A 24,145-nucleotide genomic window follows, 5' to 3' on the forward strand; every position below is an offset into this window, starting at 1 on the left:
TTAATGAACACATCCATTCACGTAAATGATGAAGATTTTGCACTACAAGGAGGATTAATTCCGAAAGCTGATTACTCTGACGTATATACCCAAACCAATCATCCTTGTAAAGATGACTTTATAACATTTGGAACCCGTTTAGGCGTACTGCAATCAAAACTTACTTCGATAATCAATCTGTTTTCTACAGAACAGCCCAAAGTTTATGAACTGATTGAAAACTCTTTTTTAGATGAAAAGGTTAAACGTATGTACAGACAGTCATATATAGAGAGATTGCACAGGTTTCAGAGAAGTGACAAGTAAAATATTTATCAGTGGTATTTATATTTCTGAGAACCGGAACTTTTATCCGGATTTTCATAGAGGTCGCATCCGATTATATCTATTGTCCGGAAACTGTTTATATTTAGTTTCAAACGCTTAAAATTTCTCGTTGTCTGACAGCTGTCAGACAATAAAAATTTAAACTCGTTTACAACATTCTTTTTATACATCGGGGAGGATTTATGAAAGCAATCATAATTCTCGTGTTTTCAAGCAGTTAGCTTTAGCTTTTCTTGATTTTCATATGTATTGAAAAGAAACGAAATATAAAAGAATACCCCATTCCACCTTCACAGTGTGAAAGATGTGAAAGTGAAATGAGGTATGATTTACTTCTGATTTTGTTATTACTCTATCATGCGTATTATTGTAACTCGGCTAAGTTTTGGAATATCGTAGAACATATTGTCCACACCACCCTTATGGTCAATAACAAGCTGATTCTTATCAACACCGAACTCGTTTACAAGCATATCATAAACCTTTTGTGCCCTGTTCTTACTCAAAGGAGTATTTATCTTATCATTACCTGTATATTTGTCAGCATATCCTGTTACTAAGAACTTCTTATCTTTTGCTTTCTTGATATTCTCCGCATACATAGCAATATTAACCTTTTCCTCTTCTCTGATATCCGACTTATTTATTTTGAAGAACACGCACATATCCGGCACATAAGTATTAACCTTCACCACTTCTACAGTTTGCACCTTGGGCTTCTCTGCAAGCGCATCTTTTAGTTCAGCATTTTTTGCCCTCATATCATTTATCTTGGCATTCAGGGCATTTATCTCGCTTGTACTTACATTGCAAGTATTCCAACCACTATACTTAAATCTGTACGAAGCACCAACCATCAAGGAAGTCAACATATCCTGATCCCATTTTCCTCCATATTCTGCATACGACATTTTTTCAGGGAAAATACTTGCTCTGAGTTCCAAATTCAGTCCCCACGATTCATTTATATTGAATCTATTCAAGATACCAGTAGACAAAACCACATCATTAGGATGCTTTCTCGTACAGTTTCTTATCCACCCGCCGCCTATATAACCTATAAAATTATAAAGTCTGTCTCTTTTATATCCGCAAATAAGGTTTGACATATTTACCATAGCTTCAGCGGTGAGCGATGTCATAGTCCATTTCGTTTTGTAAAGTCCGTTACCCAAGTCCTTAACAACAAGTGGATTATTAGGATTAGTGTCAAAACTTTTAGGTTGATACCAGTAAAAGTTCATACGCAAACCTACATTAGGAGTAAACCACTTTCCTGCATAAAGATTGAATACCGGAGCTGTACGTTCTCCAATGTTTGTACCTTTACAATGATTGCCATAGAATGTTGAAGAACCTATTCCGGCACCTACAAACCAGTTGTCCCAAAACGGATTGATATGTATAGGATGTCTTTCGCCATTGTCTTCTATTTCTTCTTCTACTACCATGATTTCAGAACCATCTTCTGTATTTTGAGCATACACTTCCTTGGCAACAAGCATTATTGCTGCCAAAAACAAGAACTTAATATTTTTCATTTGAATTATTTTTCTTTGTTTAATTACTGCATTTCAGGAAGTTCACCATCATAAACACGAGTCCATCCACCGCTTACTTCAAGATTTTCTGTATTAAGGAGTGATATGTTTAGAGGAAGTGTTATTGTTATATCTTTATCAAGATTATCCACAAGCTTGTTTACCAAACCTTCTTTTCCACTAAGTCCAGCGTCTTCCAATGCTGGATATAATACATCATTTAAAATATAACCTACTGTTTTACCTGTAAGAAAATCCAACAAATCACCAACAGTACCTAATAGTCCGCTCAATGTAACTTTAACCAAAGCACCAACAGTTGTCCCTGAATTCTGTAATTTATCTATCTCATTCTTATAATCATGAGCTTTTTTATTTTCATCTTGTTCTATATTCGTCAATGTACCATCAAGAATATTTTTAAGACTTAGTACTTTTCCCAAATTTACTGTAACACTTAGATCTCCATTTTCATCTTTCACAAACTCTTTTGGGTACATATTTAATGTCACATCCGAAAATACCGAATGATATGGTTTATTAGCTCCAAAATTATAAGTCAGGTCAGCCGCAGCATCATGGACACAACCATCTATCAACCATCCATCTACAAAATTATCAATAATCTGACCAGAAATTAAATCCGGTACTTCTCCGTTGTTTTTGTCTGTAGCATCAATCCTCTTTATTTTCCATTCTCCATTAAGTCCATAAATTTGGAGATATGTTCTTGGTCCTACAGTTCCATTAGGATTAACAGTATAAGCGAAACGAGGTATCTCATTTCCTGATGAAACAAAATAATCTACTGGCTTATTATCCAAATCTACAGACTTTGTATATTTATCAAATGCAACTATTGCATGCTCAGCATTATATCCCCATGGGTTTAATACAGCATTCAGATCAAGTAAATTAGTATCAGACTTCTCATTTCCTTTCAATACTCCATCTATCTGAGAAGTTAGCGCCTCAATTATCTTTGTATCATCTAATCCGTTTATTAATGCATTTACAATAGGATCTATAAGCATTTTTTCCAATGCATCTATACCTAAATCTTTAAATACACCTCTTGTAATTTCCCCTATCTGACCTCCTATGAGTCTTGTAATGGTTCCTTCCCCTTCAAGATAATCGAAGATATTTTTTGTAAGTGTTGATGTCAATGCTACACGAGCATTACTTCCATCTTCTGTACTTAAAATTTCTCTACTCATCTCAAACTTTGAAACAATACGCTGCAGCAATACCTCTGCATTAGGATTTGATGTGCTTACTTCCACAGTATCCCAATAGAAAAAATTGCTGGTTTTACCTTCCCCACCATCAGAAATTGTCTCTTCATAGAATCCTTTTACTGTAGGAAGATTGATTCTTGAAGCAGAGTACTTACCTTTGTAGTTTGTTACGATAGAATCATTTTTATTTTCTCCATTAACAAACTGTTTTTCGTTCATATTTCCAAGGAAAACCACCTTATACTCACCATTTTCAAGTTTTACTGAAAGCGGAGTGTAAGGCCAACCTATAGGCCCGCTAATTGTTCCGTTTTCACCAAAAAGATATTTATCATTTCCAGCCGCACCTGTATAGTATTGATAAACGCCATTCTGGTCTTTCTTATATATAATGTATCTTAGTGACTGTACGCGACTACTAAGTCCTGCTATTGGAGTTCTTGAAATAGGACTATAAAGCCCTGAAGTGAACGTAGCTGTAAAGTAGCCTTCAGGCTGTTCTTCTGCACCGACTCCGCTCTCCACTTCATCTATAATACTTTCCACTTCGCTGTCCTTAGAGCAAGAGGCAAAATAAGCAGAACCAACCACTACAAGCGAAGCCATAAATATGTTTCTAAATATATTTTTCATTTTCCTGTTGTTTTTATCTGTTATTGTATTCCGTCCCAATCGTCATCATCAAGATTGATGTCATTTCCAAATTCAAATCCTGACTTTCCTAATGTAATAGTGGAACGGGTATTAGGGAAGATATAGAATTGTTTCTCCGGAACAACTGATATTGAGTTTATAATATTACTTTCATTCTTAAACTCAAGTTTAAGTTCTATACCTTGATAAGATTCATCCAAACCTTCATTATATCTATATCTTGGTAAGGATTCAAGCAACAATACTTCCGCATTATTCTTATTGAAATCGACAAGGAATGATTTCTTTATAGTAGCTGTACCATTAAGATTTACATCGTATGAAAGTCCTGTTTTACTATCATCCGGAGAAGTTTTAGGCTCAAAACCTATAGCAGAAGCTGCACCGGATATAGTAACATCTATTGTTTTTGCCTGTAAAAGGTTAGTTATTATATTTTCTGAAGCATTTTTCATTACAGTGACCTGTACTTCGCCGCTTTTACGTTTTAAGACCGCCTTAATATTATTTGTTTCAGCATTATACACACCATCACCTGCCAGTCCTTCAATATTCAATTTACCCCCCGTTTGAGGTTTTCTATCACTGTCAATTTCCCCTGTTGGTAGTATTTCAATATTCGATTTAAATATTTCTACACTTTCTACACCTGATTCAGGAAGATTTCTCGTAAATTGTCCAGATAAATTTGTATCTTCTGTCACGTTAGGAAGAGCATCTGCACCTTTGGTTGATGCTACTGTTATAATGTTGTATTTATAACGATAGGCCACGTCTCTCAAAACAATAACATCATGAACTTTAGGTTCTTTCAACGTAATATCAATCGGCGAACCAATATATTGGAAACTATCTAAAAGTTTATAACCACCGTAATCAGTCCACTCATTCCAATGATATAATACAAGAGGTGGTAAACCAACACCAAAACAACTTGCCGTACTCACCGCCTGATACACATACACCTTCACATCATATTTATCAAGATCCACAGGAATATTAGCTCTTGATAATGAATTAAAATCGAGAGAGAATTTAACAGTAGAAACACTGCCCTCTGTGTCACCCGGCTGCTGCGGGTTTCCTGTTTCTTCTTCATTCGGGGCAGTTGGAACATCGCTTGAACATGACGCAAAAGCCATTGAGCACATTAATATGCTCATCACAATAACCTTAGATAAAAAAACTTTAACCATAACTCACAAAAAAAATTAGATTTTACCATGAACGAGTCTGTCCACTACCCCACATACCATCACCATAATCCACATCAGGATTTTTATCAGGATCCAATTCCAAACTTAAACCCAGGATTGCGCCCTCGCATTCCAAATCCACCACCTCCGCACGAGGTGCTACATAAACTTCCTTCTTTTTCATTTGTCTATTAATTGTTTTTCGCAAAATTTAATTCCATATAAAAAACGGTGCAAAATTACGAAAGCAACTAAAGCCTGATATTACAAAAGTTTGTCAATAAATTATACTTTCCGTTCAAGTTTTTTTTCTTTGCGAAGTTCTAATGCGGTTTTGCCAAATGTTTTTTTACAATAAGTTGAAAAATATGCCGATGACGAGAATGAATATTTATCGGCAAGTTCTGAAAATGAAATCTCAGACATTACCACATCCTTATATATACTTTCTGCTCTACGCGACATAAGCCAGTTTTTAGCTGTATCATTGAATGTTTCCTTAAATCGGCGGTTAAATGTACTTAAACTCATATTCGCCACACCGGCAAACTCCTTGACATCCAATATTTTCTTATAGTTTGCCAATACGAAATCCTTAAAATCAATATTATCTCCCAATATAGGCGAGAAAAACAAAGCCAAATCCTGTTTAGAATATCCAGCCCGAAAATAAAGAAAAAGCTCCTCACGTTTTATAAGATGAAAATGCTTGCAACCGAGTCCGTCATTAAGGACATCAATCAACGATGAAAGAAATGCAGATATCCTATCATCAATCTTAATAGAATAAAAATGTACATCTGAACTTGAAGGTAAAAAAGAATTTAGTTCCTGAATGAAAAAACGTGAACAAAGTTTTAAATCAGAAGTAAAACTACAAAGCACTAAAGAACAAGTATCCAATACAAATGCTTTCACATCTAAGTTTTTTGGCAAAAGAAACGCATTTCCTTCACCTACATCCATTGGATGTTCAGAATCATAATTTATAGACAGTTTTCCTTTTAAGATGAAAACTATAAAAGTTTCATCAATATATTTTCTTGAGATAACTACACCTTTCTCACAATCAAGAAGTTTAAATATACTTGTATGAGAAGTAGAATAGTGACTACAAGACAAATGTTCACTCCTATAATATAATTCCATATATCATTTCTTTTATAAGGCAAAGGTATATAAAAGTTTGTCGTTGGCCGAAAGCGACATGCAAAAAAAAAAAAAAAACGCTAATTTTTGTTTTCAAGAAAAGTTTTTAAAAGGTATAATGTTAATATCAGCTAAACAACGATAGAGATGTAAACACCAATCATTATTAATCACTTTGTTTTAGGTCGAATAATACAGTCATTATTCTGTACCTTGCTGTAATTCATCTTTACACTACTGTAAAGAAACCTTACAGTAGTCTAAACAGGCATTTTCACAACATCCAAGTTATCAACCACTTACATTTTTGGCACGGTTATGGCATTATAGTTAGTGTAAAAACAACAGAAAAATGAAAAAGATATTTACACCAATAATTCTAATCTTGGCCGCGACTCAATGTATGGCTTCCGGGAGCGACAGCATATCAGCTGCAGATACTTCCCGAACAATGACACTGCGCGACTGTATGGAATATGCAATAGAATATTCCACAAAAAATGAAATACAAAAACTTGACAATGCCGACGCACGTACTGAGAGACGCGACGCGATACTCAAGACATTCACCCCGTCGGTTTCGGCAGGAACATACGCCTACAGTAATTTCGGACGTGCCGTGGACCCTGAGACAAACACCTATACCAATACCACATCTTTAAATAACGGTTACTCACTGAGCGCAAGCATTACACTGTTCAACGGATTTTCCGCCATCAACAATATCAGAATTTCGCAGACAGCCGTAAAGATGGGAATCTCGCAGGAAGACAAGCTGCGCGACGAACTGTGTCTGGCAGTTATGGAAGCCTACTTCAATGTTTTGTTCCACACTGAAATGACCGAAGTTCTCCGTAAACAAGTGGAAAACTCGAAAGCCAGCTTGCTGCTGATGCAGAAACAATATGAAACAGGACAGAAAAGCCGACCTGATGTAGCACAGATGGAAGCAGACCTTGCCGACAGGGAATATCAGCTGGAAACATCATACAACAACAGCCAGGATGCACTGCTCACACTGAAATCCGTAATGATGTGGCCCGTTGAAGAAAAACTTGAAATAGACCATACGATGATAGACGAAAAATATTCTGCACTGGTGGAAGAAGGAGACAAGGCAAACGAAATAATGGATTACGCAGTCAGTTCACAGCCGTCAGCCCTCATTGCAAAAGGCACAATGGACAAAGCCAAATTCGCTCTGAACACGGCTAAATGGCAGTTTCTTCCAAGCCTGTCGCTAAGTGGAGGATGGTCAACCAGCTACTACAGCTATCCAGGCAAAGCCAATTACACAGCACCATCTTTCAATTCGCAATGGAAAAACAATGCCGGCGAATACATACAGCTAAGTCTCTCAATACCTATTTACGACAGATTATCGCGTTTCTCAAATCTATCAAAAAGGAAAAACGACTATCGCCGTGCGGAAGCACAATACCGACAGACGGTACACGACATAAAATCAGAAGTAAGCCGTGCCGTACAGGACAAGGCAGGCGCACAGAAATCACTTATACTGGCGATAAAACGTACCAAAGCCCAGGAAGCAACTTACCAGTTGCACAAAAGGAAAATGATGCAAGGTATGGTATCACCTATCGACTTCCAGACAATAACCACCTCATTTCTGAACGCACAGGCAGAAGAACTGAATGCATTGCTGCAATATTATCTGAAACGCAGCGTGGTGAAATATTATAAAGGAATAAGTTATATTAATCAGTGAATTATAAGTTACTAGTTGTTAGTTATTAGTTGTTAGATACAGCATAAACAAACTAACAACTAACAACTAAAATCTAAAAACTACACATAATGGACAGAGCAATAGAAAAGAAAAAAGGAATGGCACTGGTGTTCAGCAAAAAAGCCTTGCCTTACTGGGGTGGCGGACTGCTGTTGTGCCTTATAGGATACATCCTGATAAGAGACAATGTAAGCACACTGAGAGTGAATGCGGAAACCCTATCAATAAACAAGGTTATGAAAGGCGAATTCAATGACTACATCCGTATCTCAGGTCAGGTACAGCCGATGACAACCATACAGCTTAGTCCCCTGGAAACGGGAGTGGTGAAAGAGATATTCATGGAAGAAGGTTCGCACGTGAAAGCCGGCGACAAAATCCTGCGTCTTACAAACGAAAACCTTGATATGCAGATATTGAACTCGGAAGCCGACCTTGCCGAAAAGGAAAATATCCTCCGAAACACAATGATTTCGATGGAACAGCAGCGTCTGAGCGTAAACCAGGAAATGCTGCAGCTGGAAATGGAAGTAAGACGCTATCGCAGAACATACGAATCGCAAAAATCTCTTTACGCCGAAGACCTGATAGCCAAAGAGGACTATCTGAAAGCCGAAGAAGACTATCAGTTGGCAAAGGATAAACTGGAACTCGTAAAGGAACGTTCCATACAGGACAGCCTTTACCGCAGCGTACAGGTGGAACAGATGCAGGAAAGCCTGAGGAATATGCGAATCAATATGCAGATGATACGCAAGAGAAAAGACAACCTTGTTATCACTGCACCTATTGACGGCGAACTGGGATTGCTTGATGTTGTTCTCGGTCAGTCTGTACCGTCGGGCAGCAAAGTGGGACAGATAAACACCCTTGACAGCTATAAAATTGAGGCTCAGATAGACGAGCACTATATCGACCGTGTCACTTCCGGTCTGGAAGCGGATTTTGAAAGACAGGACGAATCGTTCCAGGCCGTTATACGCAAAGTCTATCCGGAAGTACGCGACGGAAAGTTCAAAGCCGACTTTAAGTTCAGCGGTGCACAGCCTGAAAATATCCGCACCGGTCAGACATACTATCTGAACCTGCAGTTGGGACAACCCGAAGAAGCCATAATGATTCCTCGCGGAACATTCTATCAGAAGACTGGAGGACGATGGATTTACGTGATTACCGAGGACGGTTCGAAAGCTTATAAAAGAGAAATACGTATAGGTCGTCAGAACCCTCAGTATTACGAAGTACTTGAAGGTCTGCAACCGGGAGAAAAGGTAATCACTTCGGGATATGACAATTTCGGTGATAATGACTGTCTGGTGTTGAATTAATAAAGTGTTAAAAAAACGTGGGCAAATTTAAACTAAAACGTGGGCAAGTTTTAATCTAAACGTGGGCAAGTTTTAATAAAACGTATCAATCCCTATTTTATAAGTAAAAAAACATAGAAATAATAACAACTAAAAACTCTAAAGAATATGATTAAAGTAACTAACCTCAGCAAAGTTTTCCGTACAGAAGAAATTGAAACTACAGCATTGAACGAAGTGTCTTTCGAAATAAACGAAGGTGAATTTGTAGCCATCATGGGTCCGTCAGGATGTGGCAAGTCAACACTGTTGAACATCCTCGGTCTGCTGGACAATCCTACAGGAGGCAGCTATGAACTGTTGGGACAGGAAGTGGCAAACCTGAAAGAACGCGAACGTACCAAATTCCGAAAGGGTAACCTTGGTTTTGTGTTCCAGAGCTTCAACCTGATAGACGAACTGAATGTGTTTGAAAACGTGGAACTGCCTCTGAAATATCTCAACATCGGTGCGGCAGAACGCAAACAGCGTGTCACAGAGATTCTGAAAAGAATGAACATCAGCCACCGTTCACACCACTTTCCACAGCAGTTGTCCGGTGGTCAGCAGCAGCGTGTGGCAATAGCCCGTGCCGTTGTGTCAAACCCTAAACTGGTACTTGCCGACGAGCCTACAGGTAACCTCGACTCAAAAAACGGTAAGGAGGTAATGGATCTGCTTACAGAACTGAACTCTGAAGGCACGACTATAGTAATGGTGACACACTCACAGAAAGACGCTTCAGTAGCACAAAGAATCATCAACCTGTTCGACGGACGTATTGTGGGTGATGTAAGAAATGAATTGTAAATGCAAGTCTGTTAGTTTTTAAGTTTTTGAGTCGGTTATCAACCTACTCAAAAACTTAAATCTCAAAAACTCAAGATGATATGAATGAATATAAGACATACTTTAAGTTCCTGAGCCGAAACAAGGTTTTCACGTTGGTAAATCTTGCAGGACTGAGCATCTCGCTCATGTTCATACTGCTGATATCGAACATGGTATTCAGGCAACTTACAGTAGATAAAGATATGAAGGATGCCGACAGGACGTATATAATGGCAAGCGATGAATACGCCGGAGGACATTATAATTTAGGAGACAAACTGCAAAGTCGCTATCCCGAAATTGAGGAATGGTGTGCCATTTCCGGACGTTTTGAATATCCGGTAATGTCTGAAGATAAACAGATGACTTTGTATGTAGGTATGGCAAAGAAAAACTTCTTCAGTTTCTTCGGTTTTCCTCTTCTGTATGGAAATCCTGATGATGTGTTGATTTCGAATGACAATGCTGTCATAAGCCGGTCGGCAGCTATAAAAATGTTCGGAACTACAGATTGTATAGGCAAGACCTTCAAGACAATACAGCCAATGGCAACAAACGAATACAAAGTTGCAGGTATCATGAAAGATATAGACAACTCTGTCATTCCTCGCGAATGGGAAATCATTTTGCCATTCGAAAATATGAAGTATTACAACTATGGTTCTTCTATAGAAAATACCAGTATGGGTAATGCCGGCGGAGCAAATCTTTTTTGCCGACTGTTACCTAACACAGATCTAAATTCCAAGGCTGACGATATAGTTTCATATCTCAAGACTGTGTTCTGGATATACGAAGGCGGTACACAAAAAACTGTAAAATTCATTCCTGTCCGTGAGTTTTATTTTTCAGACATACAGTCTTCAATAGGCCTGAAACAGTACAATTATAAGGTTGTTGTGACCTTTATAATAATAGGAGTACTCGTCCTGCTTATGGCTATATTCAATTACGTGAGCATGAGTGTGGCACAGACCAGTTACAGGGCAAAGGAAATGGCGACTCGACGTATCTTAGGCTCTTCACGGAAAGATATTTTCTGGCGAATGATACTTGAATCGTTTATACTTACAGCAGCATCTTTCATCATATCCTTCATACTTGCATTGGCAGTGGAACCATATGCCATGGATTTGCTTAAAGTAAAACTTGATATACCGGGCGACTTATCATATATTACAGTAATATCATACATCCTGCTTGTTGCAGTTCTGGCATTCGCGTCTGGCATCGTGCCGGCATCAATATTATCAGGATACAATCCTATGGATGTGGTAAAGGGAACATTCCGACGCAAGACCAAACTGGTGTATTTCCGCGGACTGAATATATTCCAAAGCTGTCTTACTATAGCATTGCTGACTTGTTCTTTCTATTTCAGCATGCAGATATACAGAATTCTCAATGCTCCGCTTGGTTATGAATATGGCAGTATAATAGACTATCCGGTCATGGCGGGCAATGAGCAGATGAGACAGTTCCGTGGCGAGGCCTTGAAACTGCCTTTCGTAAAAAGAGTTTCTTTCGCTTGCGGAACACCAAACGATGGAGGAAACAACAATACAAGTTATTTCAACAGTGCCGACACACTGAAATGTATGAGTTTCCAGACATTTATCGCTGATTCATCATTCTTGAAGATGTTTGACATAAAGATTACTGAAGACCGCGGACTCGGAAATACCGACAATGGCTATTTCGTAAGCGAATATGCCATGAAAGAATTAAGTTCAATAGGTCAGGGACCTGATTACTACGTCAACAGATATGAACATAAATGCAATATTCTCGGTCAGTTCAAGGACTTCAAGATACGCTCGCTGATGGATGAAACTCATCCTCTTCAGATGAGAATTCTTCCGGTAGAAAAGGTTTCACCATGGAATGTGCTGGTAGAAACCACATCGGCGAATGAGGAATACAAACGCCAGCTCGATGATTTGTTCTATGAAATAATAGGCGGAATACCTTTCGACTCAAAATGGTATCATGACGAAGTACTCAACACATACGACAATATAACACGTCTGAACAAGACTATCGTCATTTTCACATTTGCGGCACTCATCATATCATTATTGGGACTTACAGCCATGAGCCTCTACTTCGTATCACAACGCAAACGCGACATCTCCATACGTAAGGTTTTCGGTTCGAATTCATGGTTGGAACAATGCAACCTGATGAAGTTCTCAATGAAATCACTGCTCATAAGTCTGGTTATAGCTGTTCCGCTCATCTATTTAGGCATACGTCAGATAGACAAGTTTGTGGAATACGATCCTCACTTCCAGTGGTGGATACCGGTAACTGCTTTTGCCCTGGTGGTTGTCTTTTCGTTAGGTTCCGTCTGGCTTATTAGCCTGAAAACCACATCGGACAATCCGGTGAATAATCTTAAAAGTGAATAATAAAGAACTTGATTGTAGTATCTATAACAACTTTTAAAAAATCAAAGTGATGAGAAGCATTATCAGACTATTCAAAGGTGCAGGAATACTTAACCTGTTAGGTATGACGGTTGCCTTTGCAGCAATATACATTATAATGGTCCAGGTGAATTACGACTGGAACTACAACAGCAAAATCAAAGACTTGGACCGTATATTCGTTGTGACACATAAGGACTGGTACGACGAAGGGAAATACAGTGTGAACATGAGCCGCCCTGTTATGGAATCATTGATAGAACAGTCGTCTATGGTTGAATCGTATGCTGTTCTACAAGGGAATATTCAGACTGAAATAAAAATAGCAGACGGCAATGACAACAGGACATTCGAGCTTAACACCATGCAGGTGACAAGCGGCACATACGATGTATTCGGAATAGAAGCGGTTGCAGGTACTTTCCAGGGTATAGGTGAGGAAAATGTAGTTGCACTCAGTGAAAGAGCGTCACGCAGACTGAACCTGAAACTTGGCGATGCAATTCAGTTGGAAGGCGAAAAGGACAAGAGAACCGTTTCTGCCATTTTCAAGGACATGGCGATGAAATCCATATTCGGAGAAACAGACTTACTGTACAGTAATATTTATGAGAAAGAATCATTGGACAATTCCGTAGAATGGTCTTACAGATACTTTTTAAAACTTAATGACAAGAACAATGTAAACGCATTCTGCGAAAATGCCACCAACTTTGCTAAAAATCTGGTCAACGAAATGATAAGTTCCAATCCGGATATGGAACTTCCTACTCAGGATGAGATAGACGAGTACATAGGCAGAAACACGGTAAAACTATTCCCGCTGGAAGGATTTCAGTTTGAGTTAAGAATTACAGACAATATCATAGTTTACCAATGTAACATTATCACTACAATAACATTGTTCATAGTATCAGTGCTTATACTTGTCATCACACTGATAAACTATCTGAATTTCTTCATGGCACAGATTCCGGCAAAGCTGCGTTCTGTAAATACAAGGAAAATTCTTGGCAGTTCCAGATTGTCGCTCGTAATGGGTTTTATGGCTGAATCGGCTATATTGGTGGTGGTTTCGCTTTTCTTTTCATATATTGTGATAAAGATTATAGGCAGTTCCACATACGCCGAACTTATAAGCTGTCCGCTGGATCTTGGATATAATGCCGCAGTGGCGATACTGACAGTTTTTGTCGCACTGATAATGACTGTTGCGTCAAGCATATACCCTGCAATACACGTCACTTCATTCTCTCCTGCCCTTGCCATTAAGGGTACAATGGGCACAGTGAGCAGAGGTAAGTCATTCAGATATATACTTGTAGGATTCCAGTTCTTTATATCTATCCTGTTCGTGCTGTGCGCATTCTTCATCAAGATGCAATACGACTATATGATGAACTACGACATGGGATTCAACAAGGAATCGCTGTTCACGGCATACGTTCCGGTAAACTCAAACAATCACGATTTATACACTACCGAACTTCAGAAGAAGACAGCCATCAAGGAAGTGGCATGGGGAGCATCATCCCTGGTCAGTGTATATAGAATGGGTTGGGGAAGAGAATTCAACGGTAAGAATATAAGCTTCATCAGCTATCCAGTCTCATACAACTTCCTGAAGTTTATGGGTATAGATATTGTTGAAGGACGCGACTTCACACAGGCAGACGAAAAATGCGAAAAAGGTATTTTCATATTCAACGAAATTGCTAAAGAGAAATTCGGATTCAGCCTTGAGAGCAAAGTTAGCGGACATATAGGTGAAACTGATATTGCCGGTTTCTGTGAGAACTTCAAGTTCAAGCCACTTCATTATAAGGAAGAACCGTTCGCGTTCTACGTTTTCGGGAAAAAACCATGGTGGCCTGTAACCCACCTGTATATCAGAAGCAATCCGGGTGCCACTTACAGCGAAGTGCTTCAGGCAGTGAAAGAAGTGGTGGCCGATATTTCGCCTAACTTCAACACTGAAGAAATAAACTTGAAGTTCTTCGACGAGGAACTTGGAACACAGTACCGTAAGGAACAGAAACTCATCAGCCTTATAACGCTGTTCACCATACTTGCAGTAATCATATCACTGATGGGAATAATAGGTCTGCTTATGTTCGAAACCAAGTTCCGCAGAAAGGAAATCGGCCTAAGAAGAGTTCACGGTGCAAGCATACGCGAGATACTGGAGATGTTCAACCGCAAGTTCTTCTACATACTGCTTATAAGCTTCCTGATAGCTGCACCTGTGGGATATATTGTAATGGACTATTACTATAGCACATTTGCCTACCGCTCTCCGTTGCACTGGTGGGTATTCCTGCTGGCATTCGTCATGGTGGCGATAATTACCGTAGGAGTTGTCACACTATGCAGTTATAAGGCAGCTTCGGAAAATCCGGCTGAAACACTGAAAAACGAATAACCGATAAATAATAATATCATGCTAAAGTTCAACAACATATTGAAGATATTCTCCCTCGGAATAGGTCTTGCCATAGGATGTATTCTTATAGCCAAGGTATGCTTTGAGTCGTCATACGACAATTTTTACAAAGGCCTGGAACGGATATATCTCATCAAGGCAGTGTATTCACTGAGAGGTGAAACAGACGAAAACAGTCAGATAAGTGGTGGAGTAGCTCCCGGATTCAAGAAATATGTACCGGGAGTGGAAAGCGCCACACGTACAACCTTCCTTTTCGAAAGCGACAAATTCTATACGGAAGAAAAGGCTCTTGTAACCGGTACGCTGGTTCTGGCGGATACCGCATTCTTCGATGTCTTCGACCGTAAGATTCTGGCAGGAAACCCGAAGGAAGTATTGGCTCAGAAATTCAACGTGATGGTAAGCCGTTCGTTTGCCGAAAAGATGGGAGGCATTGACAAGGCTGTAGGAAAAATTATTTACAACGAAGAGGCACCCAAACTAAAGTTTACCGTAGGAGGAGTGTATGAAGATTTCCCGGAAAACGGAAGCCTGTATTACGACATCCTGCTTTCTATGGAAACTTATCCAAAGGTAAGTACAGATAACTGGCTCGGAAATGACCGATACAAAGGATACGTAAAACTTGAAGAAGATGTTACACCTGAATCCATTGACCCTGCCATACGCAAGATGATGGACAAGAACCTGCCTATGGAGGAACTGAAAAACAGCGGATACAAGATATGGTGTGTACTCAGTCCGTTCCATAAGCTTCATACATCGGAACCATACGTAAGGAATCTTATAATCATTCTTTCCGTAGTTTCGTTTGTACTGGTTCTGATATCACTGATGAACTATATGCTTATATCCATATCGGAAATGGTGAAACGCTCGAAGGAGATAGGTATCCACAAATGCTATGGCGCAGAAGGAACAAACATATACGGTATGCTGATTAAAGAGACATCAGTATATCTGTTCTTCTCACTGCTTCTGGCATTCCTGATGATATTGGGATTCAGACAGACAATAGAATATCTGCTTGGAGTCAGTCTGGAGGCTCTTTTCATAAAGGAGACTATGATTGTACTATGCGGAGTGATACTGGTATTGTTCCTGGTTTCGGCTTTGCTTCCGGGATATCTTTACAACAAAATTCCGGTAAGCGTGGCGTTCATGAACTACAAGGAGAACAAAAGGAAATGGAAACTCTGTCTGTTGTTCATCCAGTTTATCATAAACGTGTTCCTTCTGAGTTTTGTTTTCATCATTGCCGCTCAGTACGACAAGGCTCTGAACGATGATCCTGGATATAATTACGACAACGTGTTATACTATAATGTCAGAGGAGTAGATAACGTACAGGCGGCGAGAAGCGTGGAAGTAATATCATCCCTACCCGAAGTAGTTGACGTGGAGAGAGCATACACTCTTCCATTCGACTATTGCTCTGGAAACAATGTATATCTTCCCGGAGGCGACAGCGAACTTTTCAACATAGCCGACCAGTATGCCGGCACAGAAGGATTCTTCGAGTTCTTTGACATTCCAATAATTGAAGGACGTGTACCGGCAGCAGAAAACGAGATTGCAGTCAGCCGCAGTTTCGTGGAAAAGATGAAAGAGTTTACCGACTGGAATGACGGCCCAATAGGAAAAGGTATTTATCTGACCGAACATTCAGAGTCTTCAGCAATGAATCATGGAATTCTGACAATCTCGGGAGTTTACGAGGACTACCGTATCGGACTGCTGAACAGAATGGACGAACGTCCGAGCGTACGCTTTACAGGTAAGGCAGATAATGAATCTATGCCGTTCATACTTATAAAGGTTAAGGACATCAATCCTGAAACAATAAACAGAATTCAGAACAAACTGAGTGAAGTGATTACCGAAAAGGAGATGGAAGTTTTCTCATACGAACAGGTAATGAACAGTATGTATGACGACAACAAGAAGATGAAGAACACCATCCTTGCCGGAAGTATATTCTCCATAGCAATAGCATTCCTCGGACTCGTGGGATACGTTCGCGATGAAGCACAACGAAGAAGCAAGGAGATTGCCATACGCAAGATAAACGGAGCCACCACGACAGAAATCCTTTCGCTTTTCGTATCCGGCATAATGAAATGGCTCGTTGTAGCCTTTATCATAGGCGATGCGCTGGCATATTATGTGGCAGGACTCTGGCTGGAACAGTTTGCCGAGAAAGTCAGTCTGTCATTGCTATATTTCCTTGCAGCAGACCTGATAGTGGCTATAATAGTAGTAGCTACTGTGGTAATATGCAGCCTGAAAATATCGAATGCCAATCCGGTATTGTCACTTAAAAACGAATAATAACCCCGAACTTATATGCAAGCACTGAGAAACATAAAATATACGTTGAGGAAATACTTCGTTCCAATGCTTATGAGCATTATCGGTCTGATTCTGGCATTCAGCGCCTTTATGCTCATATCCGTGCAGTTAGACTTTGAAAAGGGTTTCGACAGATTCCATCCTGACGCCGGGAACATCTACAGAGTGGATCTTTCGGACAACAATACCATTTTCCGCTCAATACTTCCTCCGGGATTTTCGGATGAAGTTATACGCTCTTCAAGCCATATCGTAGCCGGGACAATGGTATGTCCGTTCCTTGGCGAGGTATATATCACCACCATGAAAGACGGTGTTTCCGGCGGATTCATAGAAACCGCCAATGTAGTGAGTGAAGACTTCTTCAAGGTCTTCGGAATAAAGATTATAGAAGGCGATTCCGCCACACTGTCGAAGAACGAGCAGCTTGCCATTCCGCAAAGTACGGCACGTAGGATTTTCGGCAACGAATCTCCTATCGGCAAACAGGTGAAAATTAAGTCCGGTACAGGATTTCTGCGTTACGACAAATGGACTGTAGGTGCCGTTTACGAGGACTTGCCCGCGAACTCACAGATACGGAATGAGATATACATGAAGATTCCGGATTTCTTCCTTCAGGACTTCGGAGCAAGCAACTTTGTATGCTATCTCCGTCTTGACGACAGCGGGAATGTTTCTCTGGTGGAGGATGAATTCAACAGCAAGTTCGAGTTTGATAAATACCGTGGTCTCACCCCTATTTACCTCACACCGCTGGTTGACGTATATTTTCAGGAAGAGAAGTCGGACGGACGTGTGTTCAGGAGCGGAAGTCTCACACAATACAATGTACTGACCATTATCTCATTCCTCATAATCATTGTCGGTCTGCTGAACTTCACAAATTTCTATACCTCGCTCATTCCGTCAAGACTTAAATCCATCAACACCAGGATAATACTTGGTGAAGACACTCACACGATACGCATTGAGATAATTCAGGAAACTGTCCTTCTGTCGCTCATAGCATTTGCCGGAGCTGTGATTGCAGTTGTTTTCCTCTCTCCTGCCGTCACAGAAATGGGAATCGTAAACACAGCGTTCGGCTTTGAGAAGAATTCTTCCATTGTATTCAACACACTGCTTCTGGCACTGTCAGGCGGAATACTTTCAGGAATTTATCCTGCATTCTTCGCCACATCATATACCGGAGAACTTGCAATGAGAGGGAACTTCAACCTAAGTTCTTCCGGTATGAAAATCAAGAAATCTCTACTGTGCGTGCAATATGCCATTTCGTGCTCATTGATTCTGTTCATAGCGGCAATCTATCTGCAGAACAGGATGATGCTTCAGTTCGACCCGAAGTTTGACAAGGACCGCATAGCCATTGTAGGACTGACAAGCGACATAGTGAAGAACAAAGGTTCGTGGATAAAGGAAGAACTTCAGAAACATCCTGAAATAGAGAATGTGGCATTCGCGTCCGAAAGATTCGGTGCACAGGACACTTATTGCACAGAGGGAATAGAATATAACGGAACAGATATTCCGAGCTTCCTGATATATGTAACTCCTGATTTTCCGGAGGTGATGGGAATAAAGATGACAGAAGGGAAAACATTCCCGAAAACGAGCAAAGGAGACATTATAGTTAACCGCTATATGAAGGACAATTACGGTATGGAACTCGGAAATATCCCTTCCATGGAAGCAGAGGCAATAGGTATATGCGACAATATAAACTTCACATCCATGCGCAAAAGCCGGAGTGCTATATGCTTTGTTTCGCTACCGGCCGAAAGCGGATACCTGTCGGATATGTTTGTGAGACTTGCTTCCGGATACGACAGAGCTGCGACAGTATCCCACATAAAAGAGATAATCAGTAAAGTGGAACCCGAATATCCTACCGAAGTATTGTTTTACGACAATGTGACTGCCACTCAATATCAGCGTGAGAATTCTTTTGCCAACACGATGCTGTGTTTTTCAATAATAGCCGTAGTATTGTCACTGGTCGGCGTCTTCTCTATGGTGATATTCGACATTCAGCATAAGAGAAAGGAAATAGCCATTCGCAAAGTGTTCGGGGCAGAATACACTGATGTACTCTGGCTGGGAAACAAGCCGTACTTCTTTATTGTTCTGGCAGGTTTCATCATATCGATACCCGTAGCAGTGATAGCGATAAACGAATACCTACAGGGATTTGCCATGAAAGTAAATGTGTCATGGTGGATATTTCTGCTGGTGTTCCTGTTCATACAGGTGCTTACGGCAATACTTGTAGTTATGAGATATAATTCACTGGCACTTGAATCTCCAAACATATCATTGGAGACCGAATAAATAAAAAAATCTCTCTCTAATTAAGCCGCAGGCTACACCAGTTCGTGATGAATGTATGTGCCTGCGGATAATTTTTTCTATAACAGGCCATAAATAAACTCCAAAACTTATATTTTTGCACATAAAGTAAAAAAGAGAACATGAACAAAGCCAAAATATTAGTAGTAGATGATAATAGCGGAATAAGGGCAGCACTCCAACTGCTACTGCCTAAATACTTCAAGGAAGTAAAGGCTGTGGCATCACCAAACGTCATAAACTCACAGTTAAGAGAATTTATGCCTGACGTGATTTTGCTGGATATGAACTTCCAGTCGTCTGCCAATACCGGAAACGAGGGATTGTACTGGCTCTCGGAAATCAAAAAAACAAGCCCTACGACTGAAGTTGTACTCTTCACCGCTTATGCTGACATATCACTGGCTGTAGAGGGAATGAAGCGCGGAGCATTCGACTTCATTGTAAAGCCTTGGGAAAACGAAAAACTTATTTCTGTGCTTGATGCCGCCTACAAGCACAGGGACACAGGAACAAAAAGGAAAAACATGAAACCTGCGGTGAGTCAGACTGCAACAATGCACTGGGGTAGTAGTCCTGCAATGAAAAATATATTCCGCACCGTAAACAAAATAGCCTCAACAGACGCAAGCATTCTTATTACGGGAGAAAACGGTACGGGAAAAGATGTGCTCGCGGCAGAAATCCATCGTCTGTCTGACAGGGGAATGAAGCCGATGGTTTGTGTGGATGCAGGAGCAATAACGGAAACACTTTTTGAAAGCGAACTGTTCGGGCACGTAAAAGGAGCCTTTACGGACGCTCATACAGACCGTGTGGGAAAAATAGAACAGGCTAACGGCAGTACACTGTTTCTTGACGAAATAGGAAATATCCCTCTTAATCTGCAGGCCAAGCTGCTCAGAGTTCTTCAGAACAGAACGGTAAGCAAGGTGGGAAGTTCGCAATCAACTCCTGTAGATATCCGCCTCATCTGTGCCACCAACCGCAATCTTGAGGAAATGATACGAAACGGCGAGTTCCGCGAGGACCTCTACTATCGTATCAACACCATGCATCTGCAACTTCCTCCCCTTAGAGAAAGAACCGATGAGATTATCCCTTTGGCAAAGATATTCATAAAGAGATATGCCGAGAAATATCATCGTGAAGTATCCGGCATTTCAAGTGAAGCGGAAAAGGCATTGGTTTCATGCAGATGGAACGGAAACATCCGCGAACTGCAAAACACAATAGAAAAGGCAGTAATCCTGACGGACGGTACAGAACTTCAGTTTTCGGACTTCTGTCTGCCTGATAGGCAACACACTTATGAGGTAAAACCGCAAGCATCAGCTTCAGGAGAAGAAACACTGGAAGAAGTGGAGGAAAGAACCATACGTGCAGCAATGGAAAGATACAACGGCAATCTTACCCATGTAGCAAAATCATTGAACATTAGCCGCCCTACCCTATATACGAAACTGAAAAAATATAATATATGATTTCGTATGAAAATGTCATATTAATCATTATTGCTACTGCATTAGTATCTGCAATAATTTCCGGTATGTACTATGCGCGAAGGACACACCGCAAGGTTTCATACATTCTTGACGCACTGGAAGACAAGGAAACAAATTTCCGTTTTGACGAAAAGAAATTCCTGTACCGCAGATTCAACAAGACTCTGAACAGAATACGACTGATATTCGAAAAGGAAAAACAGGAGATAAACGAGCAGGAACGTTACTACGGACAGATGCTGGACAGAGTGAAGACAGGTATAGTGGTAGTGGAACTGAACGAGAAATTCAGTGGAAAAGTTTCATACTGCAATGCGGCAGCACTGAATATACTTGGAGTGGCAACACTAAGCAACATACGCCAATTGGCAAATATCAGTCTGGAAATACAGGAATGCTTTGAAAACATTTCCGAAGCAAATAATGAAATGCGTGTTTCCTTCTACAATGAAAAGGGACAGACCACACTTTCAGTTTCGTCATCAGAAACATCGTTGCAGGAAAAGAATGTAAAAATTATCGTTATAAATGACATAAGTAACGAAATGTCGCGCAACGAAGAGATGTCGTGGAACAAACTTATACGTGTGCTTACACATGAAATAATGAACACCGTAACTCCAATCGCTTCGCTGAGTCATACTCTTTATATGGAATTGGATTCCACACCGGACACCCAAGCACTCAATCGTAAAGAACTTAAAATTGGTTTGGACACAATCTCTGAATCAGCCAAAGGATTGATAAAATTTGTTGACACATATCGTTCACTAACCAGGATATCAGCACCTGTAAAGAAAGCATTCTACCTGAAGGAACTGATAGACAGAGTAACCCAACTGACAAAGGAACAGGTACATAACTCAGGAGCGGAAATAACATATACCGAGAAATCTGACGATATTTTACTTTATGCCGATATAGACCAGATTTCACAGGTATTTATAAATCTGATTAAAAACGCTATTCAGGCAAAAGCCAAAACTATAGAAATAACTGCAGAAATAGATTTCAACGAAACAGTTGTGATATGTGTATCAAACAATGGTCGCCCTATCAACAAGGAAAACTATGATGATATTTTTGTTCCGTTCTACACTACGAAGCAGGAAGGGACAGGCGTAGGATTAAGCCTCTCACGCCAGATTATGCGTCTTCACAATGGAAATATCTCACTGGTTTGCAGCAATGAAAAAAATACCATTTTCAAGTTGCAGTTCAAATAAAAAATGTCAGGTGTTTTTGCCCCACCTGACATTTTAAATATTTCCATGTATTAATATATTACAAATCCCCTTTCTTCAACACCGTACAGCCTTTTGCATCAAGCACTGCCAGACATGCCTTTAGGTCATTAGGTTTTATCACTACATGAGCTTTGTCGTTCTGGGCAAAGGCATACATATATTCTATAAAGATTTTTTCCTCTGCCAGATACTCTAAAATCACGGCAAGGGAACCTGGAGTGTTATCACAACTGAGGCAGATAACTTCTGTGGACATTACAGCAAAGTTCTGCGCACGCAATACTTCAACTGCCTTATCTACATCGGACACTATAAGACGGAGGATTCCGAAATCAGTTGTTTCTGCCATACTGAAGGCATGCATGTTTATGCCGTTCTGTCCCAATGTGCGGACTACATCATTTATTCTTCCTGTCTTGTTCTCTAGGAATACTGATAATTGCTTTATGGTCATGTTACTTTAATTAAAAATTTTCTTACACCAACTTACGGTTATCTATCACTCTCTTCGATTTTCCCTGACTGCGGACTATGCTGTTAGGTTCAACCAACTTGACATCGGCACTGATGGAGAGTACACTCTTCAGTTTGTCGGCAAGTGATTTCTTCAGAGCAAGCATAGCTCCGATATCATCGCTGAAGAAGTCGCGACGTACTTCAACCTGAATTTCCAGAGTATCAAGATTACCCTTACGGTCTACAATCAACATATACTGTGGTTCGAATTCCTTCATTTCGAGGATAACGCTTTCCACCTGTGACGGGAATACATTGATACCGCGAATGATGAGCATATCGTCGCTTCGTCCCATGATAGGAGTCATACGCACTGATGTACGTCCGCACGGACATGGAGTATCTATGAGCGATGTCAGGTCCTTCGTGCGATAACGGAGCAATGGCATACCCTCCTTTGTCAGTGTGGTGAAGACAAGTTCACCCTGCTGTCCGTAAGGCAATGGTTGAAGAGTGTTAGGGTCAATGATTTCAGGATAGAAATGGTCTTCGTTGATATGCGAACCGTTCTGTTCCTGGCATTCGTATGATACACCCGGTCCCATTATTTCGCTCAAGCCATAGATGTTGTAAGCTTTCAATCCAAGACGGTCTTCTATCTCCTTACGCATATTCTCAGTCCATGGTTCGGCACCGAAAGCACCGATACGGAGTCCGAGGTCATTCTTTGTAAGTCCCATCTTTTCCATCACTTCTGCCAGATACATGGCATACGACGGTGTACATGCTATACCTGTAATCTTCAGGTCGCGGATAAGACGGATGTGTTTCTCTGTATTACCTGTAGATGCCGGAATCACCGTAGCTCCCAGGTTTTCCACTCCGTAGTGTGCTCCAAGCCCTCCGGTAAAGAGTCCGTAACCATAGCTCACCGAGAAAGTATCATCACGTGTAACTCCGTATGCAGTAAGACAGCGTGACATTACTTCGGACCATATGGCCAAGTCCTTACGTGTATATCCCACGATAGTAGGATTACCGGTTGTACCGGAAGATGCGTGCACACGTACTATCTCCGAAGCCGGTGCAGCCTGCAATCCGTACGGATAATTATCACGCAAGTCCTGCTTCGTAGTGAAAGGAAGTTTCACTATGTCATCTATACTGCGGATATCATCAGGCGACAAATCCATCTCCTGCATTTTCTTTCTGTAGAACGGGACATTATGATAGACATATGTCACCAGTTTCTGAAGTCTTTTCCCCTGCAGCTCGCGCATCTGTTCGCGAGGCATACATTCCTTATTTTCATTCCAAAACATG

The 24,145-nt window shown here is 40.5% G+C and carries 16 protein-coding genes and 1 pseudogene; 10 read left to right on the top strand and 7 right to left on the bottom strand.

Annotation, left to right across the window (positions count from 1 at the left end; translation table 11 throughout):
* Positions 1 to 306, top strand: a pseudogene (locus tag QZ379_RS01135) (hypothetical protein); the annotation flags it as partial.
* 368 nt (positions 307 to 674) lie between these two features.
* On the opposite strand, the gene QZ379_RS01140 reads toward QZ379_RS01135, so the two are convergent.
* The 5 genes from QZ379_RS01140 to QZ379_RS01160 all read right to left on the bottom strand — a co-directional run bounded on the left by QZ379_RS01140 (position 675) and on the right by QZ379_RS01160 (position 6,108).
* A complete protein-coding gene (locus QZ379_RS01140; protein WP_291557270.1) occupies positions 675 to 1,868 on the bottom strand; it encodes an OmpA family protein in 1,194 nt (397 codons plus the stop codon).
* A 23-nt stretch (positions 1,869 to 1,891) separates the two neighbouring features.
* A complete protein-coding gene (locus tag QZ379_RS01145) occupies positions 1,892 to 3,742 on the bottom strand; it encodes a hypothetical protein (RefSeq protein ID WP_291557273.1) in 1,851 nt (616 codons plus the stop codon).
* Between the two features lie 20 nt (positions 3,743 to 3,762).
* Complete coding sequence (locus tag QZ379_RS01150; RefSeq protein WP_291557277.1) at positions 3,763 to 4,905, bottom strand: hypothetical protein; 1,143 nt, start codon at positions 4,903 to 4,905, stop codon at positions 3,763 to 3,765.
* 76 nt (positions 4,906 to 4,981) lie between these two features.
* Entirely contained in the window at positions 4,982 to 5,143 is a 162-nt protein-coding gene (locus tag QZ379_RS01155) for a hypothetical protein (protein ID WP_291557280.1), read from the bottom strand.
* A 101-nt stretch (positions 5,144 to 5,244) separates the two neighbouring features.
* Positions 5,245 to 6,108, bottom strand: a complete 864-nt coding sequence (locus QZ379_RS01160; RefSeq protein ID WP_291557282.1) for a helix-turn-helix domain-containing protein — start codon at positions 6,106 to 6,108, stop codon at positions 5,245 to 5,247.
* Between the two features lie 352 nt (positions 6,109 to 6,460).
* Here QZ379_RS01160 and QZ379_RS01165 point away from each other — a divergent pair, with 352 nt between their 5' ends.
* The 9 genes from QZ379_RS01165 to QZ379_RS01205 all read left to right on the top strand — a co-directional run bounded on the left by QZ379_RS01165 (position 6,461) and on the right by QZ379_RS01205 (position 22,345).
* Entirely contained in the window at positions 6,461 to 7,837 is a 1,377-nt protein-coding gene (locus QZ379_RS01165) for a TolC family protein (RefSeq protein ID WP_291557285.1), read from the top strand.
* Positions 7,838 to 7,926: 89 nt separating this feature from the next.
* On the top strand, positions 7,927 to 9,186 hold the full coding sequence (locus tag QZ379_RS01170; RefSeq protein ID WP_291557288.1) for an efflux RND transporter periplasmic adaptor subunit: 1,260 nt from the start codon (positions 7,927 to 7,929) through the stop codon (positions 9,184 to 9,186).
* A gap of 147 nt (positions 9,187 to 9,333) precedes the next feature.
* Positions 9,334 to 10,014 (top strand): ABC transporter ATP-binding protein, encoded by a 681-nt coding sequence (locus QZ379_RS01175; protein WP_154043934.1) that lies wholly within the window; start codon positions 9,334 to 9,336, stop codon positions 10,012 to 10,014.
* 80 nt (positions 10,015 to 10,094) lie between these two features.
* On the top strand, positions 10,095 to 12,446 hold the full coding sequence (locus tag QZ379_RS01180; protein WP_291557300.1) for an FtsX-like permease family protein: 2,352 nt from the start codon (positions 10,095 to 10,097) through the stop codon (positions 12,444 to 12,446).
* A 49-nt stretch (positions 12,447 to 12,495) separates the two neighbouring features.
* Entirely contained in the window at positions 12,496 to 14,886 is a 2,391-nt protein-coding gene (locus tag QZ379_RS01185) for an ABC transporter permease (RefSeq protein WP_291557304.1), read from the top strand.
* 18 nt (positions 14,887 to 14,904) lie between these two features.
* Complete coding sequence (locus QZ379_RS01190; protein ID WP_291557306.1) at positions 14,905 to 17,241, top strand: FtsX-like permease family protein; 2,337 nt, start codon at positions 14,905 to 14,907, stop codon at positions 17,239 to 17,241.
* A 15-nt stretch (positions 17,242 to 17,256) separates the two neighbouring features.
* The gene (locus QZ379_RS01195; protein WP_291557307.1) at positions 17,257 to 19,596 is read left to right on the top strand and encodes an ABC transporter permease; all 2,340 of its coding nucleotides are present in this window, start codon (positions 17,257 to 17,259) and stop codon (positions 19,594 to 19,596) included.
* A gap of 140 nt (positions 19,597 to 19,736) precedes the next feature.
* Positions 19,737 to 21,098: a sigma-54 dependent transcriptional regulator gene (locus QZ379_RS01200; protein ID WP_291557308.1), complete on the top strand. Its 1,362-nt coding sequence runs from the start codon at positions 19,737 to 19,739 to the stop codon at positions 21,096 to 21,098.
* Complete coding sequence (locus QZ379_RS01205) at positions 21,095 to 22,345, top strand: ATP-binding protein (protein WP_291557309.1); 1,251 nt, start codon at positions 21,095 to 21,097, stop codon at positions 22,343 to 22,345. Before QZ379_RS01200 ends, QZ379_RS01205 begins: the two co-directional genes overlap by 4 nt.
* A gap of 58 nt (positions 22,346 to 22,403) precedes the next feature.
* Here the strand turns inward: QZ379_RS01205 and QZ379_RS01210 are convergent, their stop codons facing one another.
* Positions 22,404 to 22,820: an ACT domain-containing protein gene (locus QZ379_RS01210; RefSeq protein ID WP_204447414.1), complete on the bottom strand. Its 417-nt coding sequence runs from the start codon at positions 22,818 to 22,820 to the stop codon at positions 22,404 to 22,406.
* Positions 22,821 to 22,842: 22 nt separating this feature from the next.
* On the bottom strand, positions 22,843 to 24,144 hold the full coding sequence (locus tag QZ379_RS01215) for a phenylacetate--CoA ligase family protein (RefSeq protein ID WP_291557314.1): 1,302 nt from the start codon (positions 24,142 to 24,144) through the stop codon (positions 22,843 to 22,845).
* Position 24,145 lies beyond the last annotated feature (1 nt).

This window comes from Bacteroides sp., assembly GCF_019417265.1.
Lineage (GTDB): Bacteria > Bacteroidota > Bacteroidia > Bacteroidales > Bacteroidaceae > Phocaeicola.

Coding starts and splice junctions, on each gene's coding strand:
- QZ379_RS01140 (WP_291557270.1), bottom strand. CDS start 1,868: ATGAAAAATATTAAGTTCTTGTTTTTGGCAGCAATAATGCTTGTTGCC.
- QZ379_RS01145 (WP_291557273.1), bottom strand. CDS start 3,742: ATGAAAAATATATTTAGAAACATATTTATGGCTTCGCTTGTAGTGGTT.
- QZ379_RS01205 (WP_291557309.1), top strand. CDS start 21,095: ATGATTTCGTATGAAAATGTCATATTAATCATTATTGCTACTGCATTA.
- QZ379_RS01210 (WP_204447414.1), bottom strand. CDS start 22,820: ATGACCATAAAGCAATTATCAGTATTCCTAGAGAACAAGACAGGAAGA.
- QZ379_RS01160 (WP_291557282.1), bottom strand. CDS start 6,108: ATGGAATTATATTATAGGAGTGAACATTTGTCTTGTAGTCACTATTCT.
- QZ379_RS01155 (WP_291557280.1), bottom strand. CDS start 5,143: ATGAAAAAGAAGGAAGTTTATGTAGCACCTCGTGCGGAGGTGGTGGAT.
- QZ379_RS01165 (WP_291557285.1), top strand. CDS start 6,461: ATGAAAAAGATATTTACACCAATAATTCTAATCTTGGCCGCGACTCAA.
- QZ379_RS01190 (WP_291557306.1), top strand. CDS start 14,905: ATGCTAAAGTTCAACAACATATTGAAGATATTCTCCCTCGGAATAGGT.
- QZ379_RS01200 (WP_291557308.1), top strand. CDS start 19,737: ATGAACAAAGCCAAAATATTAGTAGTAGATGATAATAGCGGAATAAGG.
- QZ379_RS01175 (WP_154043934.1), top strand. CDS start 9,334: ATGATTAAAGTAACTAACCTCAGCAAAGTTTTCCGTACAGAAGAAATT.
- QZ379_RS01215 (WP_291557314.1), bottom strand. CDS start 24,144: ATGTTTTGGAATGAAAATAAGGAATGTATGCCTCGCGAACAGATGCGC.
- QZ379_RS01180 (WP_291557300.1), top strand. CDS start 10,095: ATGAATGAATATAAGACATACTTTAAGTTCCTGAGCCGAAACAAGGTT.
- QZ379_RS01150 (WP_291557277.1), bottom strand. CDS start 4,905: ATGGCTTTTGCGTCATGTTCAAGCGATGTTCCAACTGCCCCGAATGAA.
- QZ379_RS01195 (WP_291557307.1), top strand. CDS start 17,257: ATGCAAGCACTGAGAAACATAAAATATACGTTGAGGAAATACTTCGTT.
- QZ379_RS01185 (WP_291557304.1), top strand. CDS start 12,496: ATGAGAAGCATTATCAGACTATTCAAAGGTGCAGGAATACTTAACCTG.
- QZ379_RS01170 (WP_291557288.1), top strand. CDS start 7,927: ATGGACAGAGCAATAGAAAAGAAAAAAGGAATGGCACTGGTGTTCAGC.